The sequence below is a fragment of the Pseudomonas sp. G11 genome (assembly GCF_029457515.1).
GTDB classification, from domain to species: Bacteria; Pseudomonadota; Gammaproteobacteria; order Pseudomonadales; family Pseudomonadaceae; genus Aquipseudomonas; species Aquipseudomonas gorinensis.
In genome coordinates, this window is the sequence record NZ_CP120377.1 from 3295577 (window position 1) to 3313700 (window position 18124).

The 18124-nt window shown below is 61.8% G+C and carries 16 protein-coding genes; 13 read left to right on the forward strand and 3 right to left on the reverse strand.

Annotation, left to right across the window (positions count from 1 at the left end; translation table 11 throughout):
• The first annotated feature begins 7 nt into the window (after positions 1-7).
• Genes P2T68_RS15180 through P2T68_RS15190 form a run of 3 tightly spaced genes read left to right on the forward strand, consistent with a single transcriptional unit; the run spans position 8 to position 2860 of the window.
• Entirely contained in the window at positions 8-1096 is a 1089-nt protein-coding gene (locus P2T68_RS15180; RefSeq protein WP_024076033.1) for a polyamine ABC transporter substrate-binding protein, read from the forward strand.
• Complete coding sequence (locus P2T68_RS15185) at positions 1093-2388, forward strand: FAD-binding oxidoreductase (protein ID WP_024076032.1); 1296 nt, start codon at positions 1093-1095, stop codon at positions 2386-2388. The genes P2T68_RS15180 and P2T68_RS15185 overlap by 4 nt, the downstream gene beginning before the upstream one ends.
• A 55-nt stretch (positions 2389-2443) precedes the next feature.
• A complete protein-coding gene (locus P2T68_RS15190) occupies positions 2444-2860 on the forward strand; it encodes an SRPBCC family protein (protein ID WP_069075789.1) in 417 nt (138 codons plus the stop codon).
• A gap of 241 nt (positions 2861-3101) precedes the next feature.
• On the opposite strand, the gene P2T68_RS15195 is transcribed toward P2T68_RS15190, so the two are convergent.
• Together P2T68_RS15195 and P2T68_RS15200 are read right to left on the reverse strand one after the other, a co-directional pair.
• Positions 3102-4496: a HAMP domain-containing sensor histidine kinase gene (locus P2T68_RS15195; protein ID WP_069075812.1), complete on the reverse strand. Its 1395-nt coding sequence runs from the start codon at positions 4494-4496 to the stop codon at positions 3102-3104.
• Positions 4474-5157 (reverse strand): response regulator transcription factor, encoded by a 684-nt coding sequence (locus P2T68_RS15200; protein ID WP_003219726.1) that lies wholly within the window; start codon positions 5155-5157, stop codon positions 4474-4476. Before P2T68_RS15200 ends, P2T68_RS15195 begins: the two co-directional genes overlap by 23 nt.
• 492 nt (positions 5158-5649) lie before the next feature.
• Here P2T68_RS15200 and P2T68_RS15205 point away from each other — a divergent pair, with 492 nt between their 5' ends.
• Entirely contained in the window at positions 5650-6555 is a 906-nt protein-coding gene (locus tag P2T68_RS15205; RefSeq protein WP_024076029.1) for a hypothetical protein, read from the forward strand.
• Positions 6556-6766: 211 nt separating this feature from the next.
• Here the strand turns inward: P2T68_RS15205 and P2T68_RS15210 are convergent, their stop codons facing one another.
• Complete coding sequence (locus P2T68_RS15210; RefSeq protein ID WP_024076028.1) at positions 6767-7687, reverse strand: MurR/RpiR family transcriptional regulator; 921 nt, start codon at positions 7685-7687, stop codon at positions 6767-6769.
• A 284-nt stretch (positions 7688-7971) separates the two neighbouring features.
• Here P2T68_RS15210 and iolC point away from each other — a divergent pair, with 284 nt between their 5' ends.
• The 9 genes from iolC to P2T68_RS15255 all read left to right on the forward strand — a co-directional run bounded on the left by iolC (position 7972) and on the right by P2T68_RS15255 (position 18096).
• Positions 7972-9909: a 5-dehydro-2-deoxygluconokinase gene (iolC, locus tag P2T68_RS15215; protein ID WP_277379530.1), complete on the forward strand. Its 1938-nt coding sequence runs from the start codon at positions 7972-7974 to the stop codon at positions 9907-9909.
• A gap of 179 nt (positions 9910-10088) precedes the next feature.
• Entirely contained in the window at positions 10089-10979 is an 891-nt protein-coding gene (iolE, locus tag P2T68_RS15220) for a myo-inosose-2 dehydratase (RefSeq protein WP_024076026.1), read from the forward strand.
• Positions 10979-11767 (forward strand): 5-deoxy-glucuronate isomerase, encoded by a 789-nt coding sequence (gene iolB / locus P2T68_RS15225; protein WP_024076025.1) that lies wholly within the window; start codon positions 10979-10981, stop codon positions 11765-11767. The genes iolE and iolB overlap by 1 nt, the downstream gene beginning before the upstream one ends.
• Before the next feature lie 23 nt (positions 11768-11790).
• The gene (locus tag P2T68_RS15230) at positions 11791-12606 is read left to right on the forward strand and encodes a TIM barrel protein (RefSeq protein ID WP_277379531.1); all 816 of its coding nucleotides are present in this window, start codon (positions 11791-11793) and stop codon (positions 12604-12606) included.
• Positions 12607-12616: 10 nt separating this feature from the next.
• Positions 12617-14548, forward strand: coding sequence for a 3D-(3,5/4)-trihydroxycyclohexane-1,2-dione acylhydrolase (decyclizing) (gene iolD, locus P2T68_RS15235; protein WP_277379532.1), 1932 nt, complete (start codon positions 12617-12619; stop codon positions 14546-14548).
• A gap of 19 nt (positions 14549-14567) precedes the next feature.
• Positions 14568-15578, forward strand: coding sequence for a Gfo/Idh/MocA family oxidoreductase (locus P2T68_RS15240; RefSeq protein ID WP_069075808.1), 1011 nt, complete (start codon positions 14568-14570; stop codon positions 15576-15578).
• A gap of 198 nt (positions 15579-15776) precedes the next feature.
• On the forward strand, positions 15777-16805 hold the full coding sequence (locus P2T68_RS15245; RefSeq protein ID WP_150055837.1) for a Gfo/Idh/MocA family oxidoreductase: 1029 nt from the start codon (positions 15777-15779) through the stop codon (positions 16803-16805).
• A gap of 127 nt (positions 16806-16932) precedes the next feature.
• Positions 16933-17112, forward strand: coding sequence for a hypothetical protein (locus P2T68_RS15250; protein ID WP_081730344.1), 180 nt, complete (start codon positions 16933-16935; stop codon positions 17110-17112).
• Between the two features lie 48 nt (positions 17113-17160).
• Positions 17161-18096 (forward strand): sugar ABC transporter substrate-binding protein, encoded by a 936-nt coding sequence (locus P2T68_RS15255; RefSeq protein WP_277379533.1) that lies wholly within the window; start codon positions 17161-17163, stop codon positions 18094-18096.
• Positions 18097-18124: the final 28 nt, after the last annotated feature.

Consider the following 18124-nt stretch of genomic DNA (forward strand, 5'->3'; position numbering starts at 1 on the left):
TGTCGATATGCGTCTCGTGAAAAAGCTTCTCCCGCTGGCCCTGGTGGCGGCGTTCAGCAGTGCCAGCCAGGCGGCGCCAACCGTCAGCGTCTACAACTGGACCGACTACATCGGCGAAACCACCCTGGCCGATTTCCAGGCCAAGACGGGGATCAAGGTGATCTACGACGTGTTCGACTCCAACGAAACCCTGGAGGGCAAGTTGCTGGCGGGGCGCACCGGGTATGACGTGGTGGTGCCGTCCAACCACTTCCTCGCGCGCCAGGTGAAGGCCGGCGCGTTCCTCAAGCTGGACCGTGCGCAGTTGCCCAACTTCAAGAACCTCGACCCCAAGCTGCTCAAGCTGCTGGAGAAAAACGACCCCGGCAACGCGCACTCGGTGCCGTACCTGTGGGGCACCAATGGCATCGGCTATAACGTCGACAAGGTCAAGCAGGTGCTGGGCATCGACCATATCGATTCGTGGGCGGTACTGTTCGAGCCGGAGAACCTAAAGAAGCTCAACCAGTGCGGCGTGGCCTTCCTTGATTCGGCGGACGAGCTGTTCCCGGCGATCCTCAATTACATGGGCAAGGACCCGCGCAGCGAGAATCCCAAGGACTACCAGGAAGCCGAGGCCAAGTTGCTGACGCTGCGCCCCTACATCACCTACTTCCATTCTTCCAAGTACATCTCGGACTTGGCCAACGGTGATATCTGCGTAGCCTTTGGTTATTCCGGCGACGTATTCCAGGCCGCCAACCGCGCCAAGGAAGCCAAGAACGGAGTGAACATTGCCTACTCGATTCCCAAGGAAGGCTCCAACCTGTGGTTTGACCTGCTGGCGATTCCGGCCGATGCGAGCAACCCGAAAGAAGCCCACGCGTTTATCAACTACCTGCTGGATCCCGAAGTGATTGCCAAGGTCAGTGCCTCGGTCGGCTATGCCAACGCCAACCCGGCGGCGAAGGCGTTCATGGACCCGGAACTGGTGAACAACCCTGAGGTGTATCCGTCCCAGGAAGTCCTCGACAAACTCTATATTTCCACCACGCCGACCCCGGCGACCATGCGCCTGATGACCCGCGCGTGGAGCAAAGTGAAGACCAATAAATGACGCAGTCCCGTGACCACGCCCGTTCCTATTACCGAGCCACGGCCAACGCGGTTGTCGAGCGCCCTTCACTGGGCGCCGACTTGACCGCCGACGTGTGTGTGATCGGCGGCGGGTTCACTGGCGTCAACACGGCCATCGAGCTGGCGCAGCGCGGGCTCTCGGTGATCCTGCTGGAGGCCCGACGCATCGGTTGGGGCGCCAGCGGGCGTAATGGCGGGCAGTTGATTCGCGGTATCGGCCATGACGTGGCGGGGTTTGCCAAGTACGTGGGTGAGGAGGGCGTGCGTTACCTGGAGCGTGCCGGGATCGATTCGGTGGCGTTGGTGGGTGAACGCATTATCGAGCACGGCATCGACTGCGACTTGCGCTGGGGCTTTTGTGAACTGGCCAATACCCCGGCGCAGTTTGCTGCGTTCAACGGCGAGCAGGAGCACCTGGCGGCATTGGGGTATGCCCATGAAACCCGCCTGGTGGGCCCTCTGGATATACAACAGGTGGTGGGTTCGACGGTCTATGCCGGTGGCCTGGTGGACATGGGGTCCGGGCATTTGCACCCACTCAATCTGGTGCTGGGTGAGGCGAAGGTCGCCGAGTCCCTCGGCGTGCAGATCTTTGAACACACCGAGGTGGTGGAACTGATCCACGGCGACACGGTTAAGGTGCGTTGCGCCGCCGGCACGGTGCGTGCTGCCAACCTGGTGCTGGCGTGCAATGCACATCTGGAAGAACTGGAGCCGCGCTTGAGTGGCAAGGTGCTGCCCGCTGGCAGCTACATCATCGCCACTGAGCCGTTGTCGCCGGCGCTGGCCCGTCAACTGATCCCACAGAACCTGGCGCTGTGCGACCAGAAAGTCGGCCTGGATTACTACCGGCTATCCGCAGACCGTCGCCTGTTGTTCGGCGGCGCCTGCCATTACTCCGGACGCGATCCGGTGGACATCGCGGCCTATATGCGGCCGAAAATGCTCAAGGTGTTCCCACAGCTGGCCACCACCGCCATCGAGTTCCAATGGGGCGGCAAGATCGGCATTACCGCCAACCGCTTCCCGCAGGTCGGGCGCTTGAAGCAGTACCCCAACGTGTTCTACGCCCAGGGGTATTCCGGGCACGGGCTGAACGTCACCCATTGGTGCGCGCGACTGCTGGCCGAAGGCATTCACGCCGGTACAAGCCCAGGCCTGGATATTTTCAGCCAGGTGCCCCACATGACCTTCCCCGGCGGCAAGGCATTGCGTTCGCCGCTGCTGGCACTGGGGATGCTGTGGTATCGGTTGAGGGAATTGATGCATTGACGTGCAGGGCGTGGCAGTCTGGGCGACGTTTTCCTATGACTTCTGGAGATTTACCGTGCCAAAAGCAGCCGCAGTAATTGAAATTCCGGTATCGGCCGATCAGGTCTGGCAGCTAGTGGGTGGCTTCAACAGCCTGCCGGACTGGCTGCCGCTGATCACCAAGAGTGAGCTCGGTGAAGGCGGCCGCCTACGTCACCTGCAAACCGCTGACGGCGGCGTGGTGGTCGAGCGTTTGCAGACTTTCGATAACGTGGCGCGCACCTACAGCTATACGATTGAACAGTCACCGTTTCCGGTGAGTGCGTACCTATCGACGCTGCAGGTCGAGGCGCTGACGGAGTCGTCGGCCAAGGTGACCTGGTCGGGCGTGTTTACCCCGGCGGCGGGTACCACGGATGCCGCGGTGGAAGCGTTGTTTGCCGGGGTTTACAAAGGCGGGGTCGAGGCGTTGCGGGCGAATTTCCCGGGCTGATCCGCTCTATCAGGGTAGCGTTGTGGCGCATCAAACTGCCCCCCTCTGTGGCGAGCGGGCTTGCCCCGCGTTGGGCTGCGAAGCAGCCCCCAATAAGGCCACCGCATTTCTTCTGGTAGAACCGGGAGACTGGTTTTAGGGCCGCTACGCGCCCCAACGCGGGGCAAGCCCGCTCGCCACAACAGGTCCGCTAGCCACAACAAGCCCCCTCGCCACAGGGAGGGGAATCTCCCACAGGCTCTCAGGCTTCGGGCATCAGCTGCTGGCGGCATTCAAGGACCAGGCGCGCACCGCCTTGCTCGCTGGTACCGACTTCCAACTTGAACCCATGCAAGTTGATGATCGCCGCGACAATCGACAAGCCCAGCCCGAAGCCTCCTCGCTGGTCGCCTTCGTCCACGCGATAGAAACGTTGGAACACCGCATCACGCTCCGCTGCCGGTATGCCTGGCCCGGAGTCGTGCACTTCGATGCGTGTGCTGCCGGCGTCATTGAGCCCGCGCAAAATCACTTCACCACCCGGTGGGGAGAACTTGATCGAATTGCTCAGCAAGTTGGACAGGGCCTCGAACAACAGGGCACGGTCGCCGGTGATCCACGGCAGGGACTCCGGAACATCCAGCCTGAGGTGCAATTCGCCTTCCTCGGCCAAGGGCAGGTAGAAGTCATGCAGTTCGCGTAACAGGGGCAGGGGGTCCATCACCAGGAAGCCGGAGCGGCGCTGGTGGTCTTCCAGTTCCGAGATGCGCAACAGCCCGCGAAAGCGCGCCATCAGGGTGTCGGTCTCGGCAATCGCGTCGTCCAGTTTCACGGCGTAGCCCGAGTCTTTCTCTGCCTCCTGCCGGATACGGTAGAGCTGCGCCCGCAGGCGGGTCAGCGGGGTGCGAAGGTCGTGGGCGATGTTGTCGCACACGCCCTTGACCTCGTTCATCAGCTTCTCGATACGGTCGAGCATGGCGTTGACGATGGCGGCGAGCATATCGAGCTCGTCACGCCGATTCGACAGCGGCAAACGGTGGGTGAGGTCGCCGGCGACGATGGCTTCGGCGCTGGCCTGGATCCCGCGAATTCGCCGTAACGGGCGGCGGCGCAACAGGTGCCAGCCGGCCGCGCCGGGGATGATGGTCAGGGACAGCGCCCACAACAACGCATGCCAGATGATCCGGGTCACGCCGAACAGCGAACCGTTGGCGCGCACCAGCACCAGCCAGCGGCCGTCGTCGGTATGGGTCACCACGGCGTCGCAGCTGTCCTTGGGCAGTTTCGGGTCGTCAGAGTCGACGCAATTGACCAGGGCGTGGATCTTGCCGTCCCTCGGCAGGTCTGGCGGGATCGCGCGGATCGGTCCGCTCAACGGGCGAAATTGCTCGTCGAACAGGCCATAGGCGTCCACGCCCTTCATGTCGAAGGTCATGCTGGTGGTCAGGGCTTCGACCAGTTCTTCGCCGTCGAAGCGTTGGAACAGATGCTGGCGCTGCATCAGCGAATGGCGCGACAGGTCGCCCAGGTAACCCGACACCTCGTAGTACAGCACCCCCATGAGGATGCAACTCCAGGCCACGAACAGCGAACTGTACAGCGCCAGCAAGCGGCTGCTGGAAGAACGCCAGCCCTTAGAGGGGTTCAGCAATGACATAACCGGAACCTCGTACCGTGCGGATCAGCGGCGTGAGGCCCGGTGGATCGATTTTCTTGCGCAGGCGACCGATGTGGACATCGATCAGGTTGGTGCCCGGGTCGAAGTGATAACCCCAGACTTCCTCGAAGATCATCATCCGCGACAGGATCTGCCCGGTGTTGCGCATCAGGAATTCCAGCAGTTTGTATTCGGTGGGCAGCAGGCTCAGGGGTTGCTCGGCGCGGCTGGCTTCACGGCTGATCAGGTTGAGTTCGAGGTCGGCCACGCGCAACGCGGTTTCAAATTCCTTGACCGTGCTTTTGCGTCGCAGCAGCACCTCGACGCGGGCGGCCATTTCGTCGGAGGCGAAGGGTTTGGTCAGGTAGTCGTCGCCACCGGCGCGCAGGCCGCGCACGCGTTCGTCCACATCGGAGAGCGCGCTGATCATCAGGATCGGTGTCGACACGCCGATGGTGCGCAGGGTGGTGACGATGGCCAGGCCATCGAGTTCCGGCAGCATACGGTCGAGGGTGATCAGATCGTAATCACCACTCACAGCGCGGACCAGGCCTTCACGGCCGTTGTCCACCCAATCTACGTCCAGTCCATGGCTACTCAGCTCGGCGACGATCTCGCGGGCCGTTACGGCGTCATCCTCGATAGTCAAAATGCGGGTCATAGGATTACCTGGTGAGCGATTCACACTAGAAGTGGGGGCATTTTGCCAAGAAATGGCTGAATGCTTCCTAAATAAAACTTCATATTGGCAAAACTGACACAAGTTTCATGGCGGGCATCGGCCGGTGAGGGCGGGGGGAAGGCCCTAACGCCAGTCGGTCAAGGCATTTTTGTAGGAGCGAGCTTGCTCGCGAAAAACGTCAACGATAACGCGAGCCTCCTGAATCAACGCGGCGCCTGTGAGTTTTTCGCGAGCAAGCTCGCTCCTACACAAGCCGCTGTACGTGGCATTAGGGTGCCAGCCCCTCCCACAGGGAATGCATAACGCCCGCCTGAAACAGTCATTTATTGCAAGTTGCATGGTTCAAGGGAGTTCAATTTTTTTAACTGTTTGAAAACTATGAATTTTATTTTTCCAACTGCCTGGCACGCTGGCTGCACTGTCCCTTTTGAGACTTGTAACACTTAATTTCCTGCCGGGAGCTGAACAACAATGATTACATCCTCATCCACGCTGCAAGAGTCGAGCACGCTCTCCGGGGTTTCCTGGGGGGCGATTTTCGCCGGGGCCGCTGCCGCGGCTGCGTTGTCCCTGATCCTGGTGCTGCTGGGCTTCGGCCTGGGCTTTTCGGCGGTGTCGCCGTGGGCCGACAGCGGTATCAGCGCCAAGGGCCTTGGCATTTCCACCATTGTCTGGCTGGCCTTTACCCAGATCGTCGCCTCGGGCCTGGGCGGCTACATCGCCGGCCGGTTGCGGGTGAAGTGGGCCAATATGCATGGCGATGAGGTGTACTTTCGCGACACGGCCCATGGCTTCCTGGCCTGGGCGGTCGCCACGCTGATCACCGCAGTGCTGGTGGTCGGTTCGGTCAGCAGTGTGGTGAGCGGTGGTGTGAAAGCCGGTGCCAGCGTGGCAGCAGGCGCGGCCAACGGGATCACTCAAGCCGCGGGCAGTGCAGCCAAAGGCGTTAACGGCGGCGACTTCGACTACTACGTCGACAGCCTGTTTCGTGATGATCGCCCGGTCGCCGTCAGTGATGACGCTGCCCATGGCGTGGTTGCACGCATCTTCACCCGCACCCTGAGCAATGATGGCCAACTCGCCGCAGACGACCGTGCCTACCTGGCCCAGTTGATCAGCCAGCGCACCAACCTCAGCCAGGCCGATGCCGAAGCGCGTATCGACAAAGTCTACGGCGATGCCCGTAAAGCGGTCGAAGACGCCAAGCTCAAAGCCAAGCAAGCCGCGGATACGGCCGCCAAAGTCGCCGCCTATACCTCACTGTGGACCTTTGTCGCCCTGTTGATCGGCGCCTTCTTTGCCAGCTTCGCCGCGACCTTTGGTGGCCGTCGCCGCGATGCCGTGGTGTACGTCGAAACCGAAACCTACGTTCGTTAACTCAAGGAGAACACCATGCGCTCATTACTTCTGTGGTTCCTCGGCGTGCCGATCCCGGTGATCATCCTGATCGCGATCTTCATGCACTGATCCGAGTTATTTGTGAGAGGGGGCTTGCTCCCGATATAGGGTGTCAGTCAGCCGAGCCGGCGACTGATACCCTATATCGGGGGCAAGCCCCCTCCCACATTTGATTTGGGGTGTTTGAGGGTCAGTCGTCGAATCCGACTTGCTCGTGAATTTCGTCCACCTTCAATTCCAGTCGATACGCCACGGCAATGAATAACGCCTGGCACAGGCACAAGGTGGCGCTCAACGAACGGAAGGCAAACGACGAACCCTCATTGACCAGCAGCACCGCATTCGCCCGCTTGGCCAGGGGCGAGAGGTTGCTATCGGTGATGATCAGGGTCTTGGCCTGGTGGTGCTGGGCGATGCGCAGGCAGTGCTGGGTCTCTTTACCGTAGGGGGTGAAACTGATGGCGATCACCAGGTCGTTGGCGCGTACGCTGCGCATCTGCTCGCGGTAGCTGCCACCCAGGCCGGAAATCAGGTGAATGCGCTTGTTGGTGTGTTGCAGGTTGTAGACCAGGTAATCGGCCACCGCGAAGGAGCGCCGTACGCCCACCACGTAGATATTGTCAGCGTTGACCACCAGGTCCACGGCTTTCTCGAAGGCTGCATCATCGAGCTCCAGCCCCAGGCGTTCGATCCCCGAAAGGGTGGCGTTGACGCACTCGCGCGCCAGGTCACCGCCACTGGCTTTCTGCGACTTGTTGGCGATCATGCTGCGGATGCGCTGCTGGTAGTTCTGCACCGGCGTGGTCTTGTGGGTGTAGGCCTCGCGAAACAGCGCCTGCATCTCACTGAACCCACTGAAGCCGAAGCGCTGGGAGAACCGCACGATGGCCGACGGGTGCACTTCGCATTCGCGGGCGATGTCGCTGATGCGGTCGACCATGATCCGGTCGCTCTGCTGGCTCATATAACTGGCAATGCGCTTGAGCTGGCGCGGCAGGCTTTCGTACTCATCGGTGATCAGCTGCAACAAGCGTTCGGCATTGATCGGAGGGCTGGCGAGAGTGTCTTGGGAAGCGGTCTCGGGCGTGGCCGGCTGATCGGTGCGGGACATGGGCAATCCTTCTGGCTTGTTCTTCGGTGCGCTGATGGGTGGACGCAAGTCTACAGGGTAGGCGCAAAAAAATACCCCGGCATCACCGGGCCCGTGGTCTGCTGAAACGATCCACGCGGGCTGGCAGGCCCCTATGCTGACGTATTGGAAAAAATATTCCACTAAAAATAATTCTGGAATAAATATTGATTGAGGGCGCTGAACGTTCTAGTCTGCTTCCACCAAGAGCGTTTGCCGTCGCTACGGCGGCACAACGCAGGCTGATAAAAATAACAGGAGCCAGCATGGGCCAGACTCGTTTTGCCAGTGGGCGTCAATTGGATTTGATTTGCCTCGGGCGCCTGGGCGTCGACCTCTATGCACAGCAAGTCGGTGCACGGCTTGAGGACGTGTCCAGTTTCGCCAAATACCTCGGCGGTTCCTCCGCCAATATCGCCTTCGGCACCGCCCGGCTGGGGCTCAAGTCGGCCATGCTCAGCCGGGTGGGCGACGACCATATGGGGCGTTTCCTGGTGGAGTCCCTGGCACGTGAGGGCTGCGACGTCAGCGGCATCAAGGTCGACCCGGAGCGCCTCACCGCGCTGGTGCTGCTCGGCCTCAAGGACCGCGAGACCTTCCCCCTGGTGTTCTACCGTGAAAACTGCGCCGACATGGCCCTGCGCGGCGAAGACATCAACGAAGCCTTTATCGCCTCCAGCAAGGCGTTGCTGATCACCGGCACGCATTTCTCCACCGACGGCGTGTACAAGGCCAGCATCCAGGCCCTGGACTATGCAGCCAAGCACAACGTCCAGCGGGTGCTGGATATCGACTACCGTCCGGTGCTGTGGGGCCTGGCGGGCAAGGCCGATGGCGAGACCCGTTTCGTCGCCGACCAGAAGGTCAGCCAGCATGTGCAGAAAATCCTGCCGCGCTTCGACCTGATCGTCGGTACGGAAGAAGAATTTCTGATCGCCGGTGGCAGTGAAGATCTGCTCACCGCCCTGCGCACCGTGCGCGAACTGACCCCGGCGACCCTGGTGGTCAAGCTCGGCCCCCAGGGTTGCACGGTGATTCACGGTGCGATCCCTGCGCGGCTGGAAGACGGTGCGATCTACCCCGGCGTGCGCGTTGAAGTGCTCAATGTGCTGGGCGCCGGCGATGCCTTTATGTCGGGCTTCCTCAGCGGTTGGCTGAACGACGCCAGCGACGAGCGTTGCAGCCAGTTGGCCAATGCCTGCGGCGGCCTGGTGGTCTCCCGCCACGCCTGCGCCCCGGCCATGCCGACGCCGGCCGAACTGGATTACCTGTTCAACAGCCCGGTACCGATTACCCGCCCGGACCAGGACGCAACCCTGCAACGCCTGCACCGCGTCAGCGTGCCCCGCAAGGCGTGGAAACAGCTGTTCATTTTCGCCTTCGACCACCGCTGGCAATTGGTCGACCTGGCGCAGCGCGGTGGGCAGGACCTGACGCGCATCAGTGCGATCAAGCAGCTGTTTATCCAGGCGGTGGAGCGGGTGGAGCACAAGCTGCGCGAGCAGGGCGTGGCGGCCGATGTGGGCCTGCTCGCCGACCAGCGCTTTGGCCAGGACGCGCTCAACGCCGCCAGCGGTCGTGGTTGGTGGATCGCGCGTCCGGTGGAGGTGCAGAACTCGCGGCCCCTGGCGTTCGAGCATGGGCGGTCGATCGGCAGCAACCTGATCGCCTGGCCCCAGGAGCAGATCATCAAGTGCCTGGTGCAATACCACCCCGATGACGAGCCATTGCTGCGCCTGGAACAGGAAGCCCAGCTCAAGGCGGTGTATGAGGCATCCCTGGTCAGCGGTCATGAACTGCTGCTGGAAGTCATCCCGCCCAAGGATCATCCGTCCACCTACCCGGACGTGCTCTACCGCAGCCTCAAGCGCCTGTACAACCTGGGTATCTACCCGGCGTGGTGGAAGATCGAGGCGCAGCCGGCCGAGGATTGGAAAAAGCTCGATGCGCTGATCCAGGAACGCGACCCGTACTGCCGTGGCGTGGTACTGCTGGGCCTGAATGCGTCAGCCGAAAGCCTGGCCGAGGGGTTCCGCAACGCCAGTCAGAGCAGCACCTGCCGTGGGTTTGCCGTGGGCCGTACGATCTTCCAGGAACCGAGTCGTTTGTGGATGGCGGGGGAGATCGATGATGAGACGTTGATTCAGCAGGTCCAGGCGACCTTCGAACAACTCATCGACGCCTGGCGCAGTGCCCGAGGCTAAACCCAGCTCTAAATGTGCAATGCAATTCCAATGTGGGAGGGGCGGTGCGACGATTCGACTTGCCCCCGATGGCTGAGTGTCAGACAACACTTCTGTAACTGAACTACCGCTATCGGGGGCAAGCCCCCTCCCACAGAAAGCAGATCTCAGTGATACCTGAAAATAATAAAGGTGCAGCCATGCCCGCAATCCGAATTGGCATCAACCCGATCTCCTGGAGCAACGACGACCTGCCGGCCCTGGGCGGTGAAACGCCCCTGAGCACTGCCTTGAGCGAAGGTAAGGAAATCGGCTACGAAGGGTTTGAACTCAACGGCAAATTCCCCAAGGACGCCAAGGGCGTCGGCGACGTATTGCGTCCCTATGACCTGGCGCTGGTCTCCGGCTGGTATTCCAGCCGCCTGGCCCGGCGCTCGGTGGCGGAAGAAATCGAGGCCATCGCCGGCCACGTCGAACTGCTGAAACAAAACGGCGCCACCGTACTGGTGTACGGCGAAGTCGCCGATTCGATCCAGGGCTCACGCATCCGCCTGATTGAACGCCCGCGTTTGCACAGTGAGCAGGCGTGGCAGGACTACGCCGACAAACTCACGGAACTCGCACGCTTCACCCTGTCCCAGGGCGTGCGCCTGGCCTACCACCACCATATGGGCGCCTATGTCGAATCCCCGCAAGACATCGACGAATTGATGCGCCGCACCGGCCCGGAAGTCGGCCTGCTGTTCGATTCGGGCCACTGCTACATGGGCGGCGGCGAACCCCTCGAGGTGCTGCGCAAGCATATCGACCGCGTCTGCCACGTGCATTTCAAGGACGTGCGCAAGCCGGTGGTGCAACTGGCGCGCAACCAGATGTGGAGCTTTCCCGACTGCATCGTCAACGGCACCTTCACCGTGCCCGGCGATGGCGATATTGACTTTGCCGCGCTGCTCGACGTGCTGCTGGCGGCCCGATACGAAGGGTGGCTGGTGGTGGAAGCCGAGCAGGACCCGGCGGTGGCGCCCAGTTATATCTATGCCAAAAAGGGCTACGACACCTTGCGAGCCCTTCTCAGCGAGAGGACCCGGTGATGAGCTTGTTGGTCAAAAGCAGCAAACGCGGCCAAACCATGGTCGCCCTGGAAGCCGGCCGCCTGGAATACGTGGGCTTTGCCGCCTACCGCTTGAGCCTGGGCGAAACCCTGCCTGTCACCGCCGGCGATCAGGAGCTGTGCCTGGTGCTGCTCAGCGGTCGCGTGACGATCCAGGGCGAAGGTTTCAACTGGCAGAACCTCGGGGATCGCCAATCGGTGTTCGAAGACAAATCGCCGTTCGCCGCTTACTTGCCGCCGGGCACCGACGCCCAGGTGACAGCCCTGAGCGACGTGCAAATCGCGGTCTGCGCCGCGCCCGGTGCGGCGGGTTACGAACCTCGCCTGATCCGCCCCGAGCAGTGCAAGCGCAGCGTGCGTGGCAAAGGCGCCAACACCCGCTACGTGTGCGACATCCTGCCGGACAGCGAGCCGGCCCATTCCCTGCTGGTGGTGGAAGTGCGCACGCCGTCCGGGCACTCGTCCAGCTACCCGCCGCACAAGCACGACACCGACGACCTGCCGCACCAAAGCTTTCTCGAAGAGACCTACTACCACCAGGTCAACCCGCCCCAGGGTTTCGTGTTCCAGCGGGTGTACACCGACGACCGCAGCATCGACCAGGCCATGGCCGTGGAAAACAGCGACCTAGTGGTGGTGCCCAAGGGGTATCACCCGGTCAGCGTGCCGTATGGCTACGAGTCCTACTACCTGAACGTGATGGCCGGCCCCAAGCGGGCCTGGCATTTCCATAACGACCCGCAGCACAGCTGGCTGCTGGACCTTTAACCGGTTTTGGACGGAGAACAACAATGAAGTCGCCTCTACGCTTTGCCCTTAACCGTATGGTCGCGCCCAACCTGTCCCTACCGGATTTCATCCAGCTGGCCGTGGCCTTGAAATGCGATGCCATTGAGCTTCGCAACGACCTCAAGGACCGTCAAATCGAATACGGCACCCCGGCCAGCCGCGTGCGCGAAATGTGCGCGGCACAGGGCATCACGGTGCTGTCGATCAACGCGCTGTACCCCTTTGACGTGTGGAACGACGAACGCCGCGCCCAGGCGATCGAGCTCGCCACTTACGCCCGTGAATGCGGGGCCCAGGGCCTGGTGATGTGCCCGTTCAATGAGCGCGGCGATACCCGCGACGAGGCCCAGCGTGCTGCCGGTTTGCGCACGGCACTGAGCGAACTGGCGCCGATCCTGCGCGAATACGGGATTCTCGGTTTTATCGAGCCGCTGGGTTTCCAAGCGTGTGCCCTGCGCCGCAAACGCGTGGCGGTGGACGCGATCCAGTCCATCGGTGGCCTGGATGTGTTCCGCCTGGTGCACGACACCTTCCATCACCACCTGGCCGGCGAGCAGGCGTTTTTCCCCGAACTGACCGGCCTGGTGCATATCTCCGGCGTGGAAGAGGCCGAGGCCCCGCTGAGTTCGATCCGCGACGGCCACCGCGTGCTGGTGGGCGAGGGCGACATTCTCGGCAATGCGGCCCAGATCGACACCTTGCTCAGCACCGGCTACAGCGGCTATCTGTCGTTCGAGCCGTTTGCCGAAAGCGTGCATGCGCTGACGGATATCCAGCAGGCGTTGGGGGCAAGCATCGCCCACCTGCAAAAACGATAAGGGACGCCACATGACCACTACCCGATTGACCATGGCCCAGGCCCTGGTGAAGTTCCTGGACAACCAATACATCGAAGTCGACGGCGTGCAGAGCAAGTTCGTCGCCGGTGTGTTCACCATTTTCGGCCACGGCAACGTGCTCGGCCTGGGCCAGGCCCTGGAGCAGGACAGCGGCGACCTGGTCGTGCACCAGGGCCGTAACGAGCAAGGCATGGCCCACGCCGCTATCGGTTTTGCCAAGCAACACCTGCGCCGCAAGATCTACGCGTGCACCGCCTCCGTCGGCCCAGGCGCGGCGAATATGCTGACCGCCGCCGCGACCGCCACCGCCAACCGTATCCCGTTGCTGCTGTTGCCCGGTGATGTCTACGCCAGCCGCCAGCCCGACCCGGTGTTGCAACAGATCGAGCAGTTCCACGACCTGAGCATCAGCACCAACGATGCGTTTCGCTCCGTGAGCAAATACTGGGACCGCATCAACCGCCCTGAGCAGTTGATGACCGCGGCGATTCATGCCATGCGCGTGCTGACCGACCCGGCCGAGACCGGCGCGGTGACCCTGGCATTGCCGCAGGATGTGCAGGCTGAAGCCTGGGACTACCCCGACTACTTCCTGCAAAAACGTGTGCACCGTATCGACCGCCGCCCGGCCACCGTCGCGATGATCGGCGATGCGTTGGCGGCTTTCCGGGGCAAGCGCAAACCGCTGATCATCTGCGGTGGCGGCGTGAAGTACTCCGGCGCTAATGCCGCGCTGCAAGCCTTTGCCGAGCGTTTTGACATTCCGTTCGCCGAAACCCAGGCGGGCAAGAGTGCGGTGGTGTCCAGCCACCCGCTTAACGTTGGCGGTATCGGCGAAACCGGCTGCCTGGCGGCCAACCTGCTGGCGCCCGAGGCTGATCTGATCATCGGTATCGGTACGCGCTATACCGACTTCACGACCTCGTCGAAATCGCTGTTCAAGCATGCCGAGGTGACGTTTCTCAACCTCAATATCAGCCCCTGCGACGCGTTGAAACTCGACGGCGTGCAAGTGCTGGGCGATGCCAAAGTCGCCCTGGAAGCGCTGGCCGATGCCCTCGGCGACTACCGCGCCGGCTGGGGCGAGCAGGTCCGCGAGGCCAAGGCCCGGTTGGCGGCGGAAGTCGACCGTGTGCATTCGGTGGAATACCAGGGCGACGCCTTCGTGCCTGAGGTCGATGACCACCTGGACCGCGCCGTGCTGCGTGAATTTATCGAACTGACCGGCTCGTGCCTGACCCAAAGCCGGGTGCTCGGCGTACTCAACGAGCGCCTGGCCGACGACGCGATCATCGTCGCCGCGGCCGGCAGCCTGCCCGGCGATTTGCAGCGGGCCTGGCGCAGCAAGGGGGTCAACACCTACCACGTCGAGTACGGCTATTCGTGCATGGGCTATGAGATCAATGCCGCCCTTGGCGTGAAACTCGCCGAGCCGACCAAGGAGGTCTACGCCCTGGTCGGCGATGGCTCCTACATGATGCTGCACTCTGAGCTGGCCACCTCGATCCAGGAGCGGCGCAAGATCAATGTGGTGCTGCTCGACAACATGGCCTTCGGCTGCATCAACAACCTGCAAATCGGCAATGGCATGGACAGCTTCGGCACCGAGTTCCGCTTCCGCAACCCCGAGAGCGGCAAACTCAACGGCGGCCTGGTACCGGTGGACTTCGCCATGAGCGCGGCGGCCTATGGCTGCAAGACCTACAAGGTCAGCACGGTGGAACAGCTGGAAGCCGCCCTGGCCGACGCGCGCAAGCAGACGGTCTCGACCCTGATCGATATCAAGGTGCTGCCCAAGACCATGGTTCACGGCTACCTGTCGTGGTGGCGGGTCGGCGTGGCGCAGGTGTCTACCAGCGAGCGCACCAACGCCGCCGCGAAAAAACTCAATGAACACCTGGCCAAGGCCCGGCAGTACTAATAACAAGAGGAGTGTTTGTATGTCTTTGAAGCTAGGTGTAATCGGTACCGGCGCCATCGGCCGCGACCATATTCGTCGTTGCAGCCAGACCCTGCTCAACAGCCAGGTGGTGGCGGTGACCGACATCAACCTTGAGCAGGCCGCCAAGGTGGTGGCCGATTTGAAGCTGGACGCCGAGGTGTATGCCGATGGTCACGCACTGATCCATTCGCCTGAAGTTCAAGCCGTTCTCGTGACCTCCTGGGGCCCGAGCCACGAAGAGTTCGTGCTCGCCGCCATCGCCGCCGGCAAACCGGTGTTCTGCGAAAAACCCCTGGCGGTCACCGCCGAAGGTTGCCGCAAGATCGTCGAGGCCGAAGTGGCCTGCGGCAAGCGTCTGGTGCAAGTGGGCTTCATGCGCCCGTATGACGAAGGCTATCGCGCCCTCAAGGCGGTGATCGACAGTGGCCAGATCGGTGAACCGTTGATGCTGCACTGCGCTCACCGCAACCCGACGGTGGGTGAGAACTACAAGACCGACATGGCGATCACCGATACCTTGATCCATGAGCTGGATGTGCTGCGTTGGCTGCTCGACGACGATTATGTTTCCGTGCAAGTGGTGTTCCCGCGCAAGACCAGTAAAGCCTTGGCCCACCTGCGCGACCCGCAGATCGTGTTGTTGGAAACCGCCAAGGGCACGCGCATCGACGTCGAAGTGTTTGTGAACTGCCAGTACGGCTACGACATCCAGTGCGAAGTGGTGGGGGAGACTGGCATCGCCAAGCTGCCGGAACCGTCCCAGGTGCAATTGCGCAGTGGCGCCAAACTGTCCAATGCGATTCTGATGGATTGGAAAGACCGGTTTATCGGCGCTTATGACGTGGAATTGCAGGCTTTCATTGATAGCGTGCTGGCGGGGCACGTCGGCGGGCCGTCGGCGTGGGATGGCTTTGCGGCTGCGGTGGCGGCGGATGCGTGTATCGAAGCGCAGGGCAGTGGGCAGATCGTCAAGGTCAGCCTGCCGGATCGCCCACGCTTCTACGGCTAACACTCGGTCAATGTGGGAGGTGTAGGAGCGAGTTTGCTCGCGAAGAACGTCAACGATAACGCGTGTTTCCTGAATGAACGCGGCGCCTGTGAGTTTTTCGCGAGCAAGCTCGCTCCTACAAAAAAGCCTTAATGACTGGCATTAGGGCAAGCCCCTCCCACCGTTGATTGGGTTTCCAATTCAACTCAGGAGTTGATCATGCGAATCGGACTAGTCGGCTACGGCCACGGCGGGCGCTTTTTTCATGCGCCGCTGATTGCAACGTTGCCAGGCGCCACGTTTGTCGGCGTGGTGACGCGTTCACCCGAGCGCCGCCAGCAATTGAGCACTGATCTTCCGGGGGTCAAGGCCTTTGACAGCATCGGCCAGATCGTCGAAGCCGGTGTCGACGCCCTGGTGATTTCCACCACCCTCAAGGGCCGTCCGGCCCTGGTGCTGGAAGCCATCGAGCATGGCGTGGCGGTGGTCAGCGACAAGCCCTTCGCCGCCAACGCCGAGCAGGCCCAGGCGCTGATCACCGCCGCCGAACGCCAGGGCGTGTTACTCAGCGTCTACCAGAACCGGCGCTGGGACTCGGACTACCTGACCCTGCGCAAACTGATCGACGCCGGTGCGCTGGGTACCATCACCCGCTTCGAGTCCCGTGTGGAGCGCTACAGCCCGCAAGCGGTGGGCAATGCCAGCGGTGGCGGCTGGTTGCGCGACCTGGGTAGCCACCTGGTGGACCAGGCACTGCAACTGTTCGGCCCGGTGGATCGGGTATTCGCACAGTTGCAGTTCACCCCGCAACATCCCACCCTCGACCATGGCTTCTTCGTTGCCCTGACCCACGCCAACGGGGTGATTTCCCACTTATGGGGCAGCGCCCTGCAAAATAGCCAGGCGCCGCGCTTTCGCGTCAGTGGCACCTTGGGTTGCTACACCGTCGATGGTTTGGATGGCCAGGAAGAGGCGCTGATGGCCGGCAAGTCGCCGAAAACCGAAGGCGAGCACTGGGGCGCCGAGGAGCATCGACGCTGGGGGTGGTTCGAACAGGGGCCGGAGCGCGAGCGGGTACCGTCGGAGAAGGGCTGCTGGACCCAGTTCTATCGGCAGTTGCAAGCCGCCGTGCAAGGCCGGGGACCGCTGCCGGTGGACGCCTATGACGCACTGGAAACCACCCGGCTACTGGATGCCGCACGCCTCAGTGCCGAGCGCCAGCAGGTGGTTTCAACAAAAATGGAATAAAATTCTAAAACAGGTTGATATGGAAATTATTTTCTAATAAAGTCTTTTCCAGGTTGCAGAAAGTACGTTCGGACTCGATTCGGGCGACTCAACAAAAACAAGATCAAAAACAACCAGGTACCGTCAGATGAAAATCTTCAGCGCTGTACTGCGAGTTTTACGCCCCGTCCTTGCGCCACGCGGCCTGCCCCGCGCCCGGCCATTCTACTTCTCCTTCCTTAATGTGCTGTGCGTCGAAAACAAAGGCGCCCTGGTCTGCTGTATTCCCGGGGCCCCGATTGTGCGACTGCCCTCGAATTCGCTCTGATAAACGCAACGTCCACAAAACCAACAAGAAATTGGAGACAGACCGTTCATGAAGACCCCGATCCGTTTTACCGCGCTGGCCCTGTCCATGATGCTGGCCAGCGGTTTTGCCACGGCTGCCGATCTCAAGGTGGGTGTGAGCATGTCCGCATTCGATGACACCTTCCTGACCTACCTGCGCGAAGACATGGACAAGCAAGCCAAGTCCTATCCCAAGGGCGATGGCGTGCAACTGCAATTCGAAGACGCTCGCGCCGACGTGGTCAAGCAACTGAGCCAGGTCGAGAACTTCATCAGCCAGAACGTCGACGCCATTATCGTTAACCCGGTCGACACCGCGTCGACCGCCAACATCATCAAGGCCGCCACCGCCGCGAAGATTCCGCTGGTGTTCGTCAACCGTCGTCCGGACCAGAAAGACCTGCCCAAGGACGTCGTCGCCGTCACCTCCGATGATGTCGAGGCCGGTAAGCTGCAAATGCAGTACATCGCCGAAAAGCTCGGTGGCAAGGGCAAGATCGTGATCCTGCTGGGCGACCTGGCGAACAACTCCACCACCAACCGCACCAAGGGTGTGAAGGAAGTGCTGGCCAAGTACCCGGGGATCAAGATCGAACAGGAGCAGACCGGCATCTGGCTGCGTGACAAGGGCATGACCCTGGTCAACGACTGGCTGACCCAGGGCCGCGAATTCGATGCCGTGCTGGCCAACAATGATGAGATGGCCATCGGTGCGTCCATGGCCCTGAAGTCGGCCGGTAAGGAAAAGGGCAGTGTGCTGATCGCGGGTGTCGACGGCACACCGGACGGCTTGAACGCGATTACCAAGGGCGACATGACCGTATCGGCGTTCCAGGATGCCAAGGGCCAGGCGGTGGGTTCGGTGGAAGCGGCGCGCAAGATGGCCAAGCACGAGCCGGTGGAGCAGAACGTGGTGATCCCTTTCCAGTTGATCACCCCGGACAACGTCAAAGACTTCAAGTAGCCCTGACATAACAACAATAAGCCGGCAG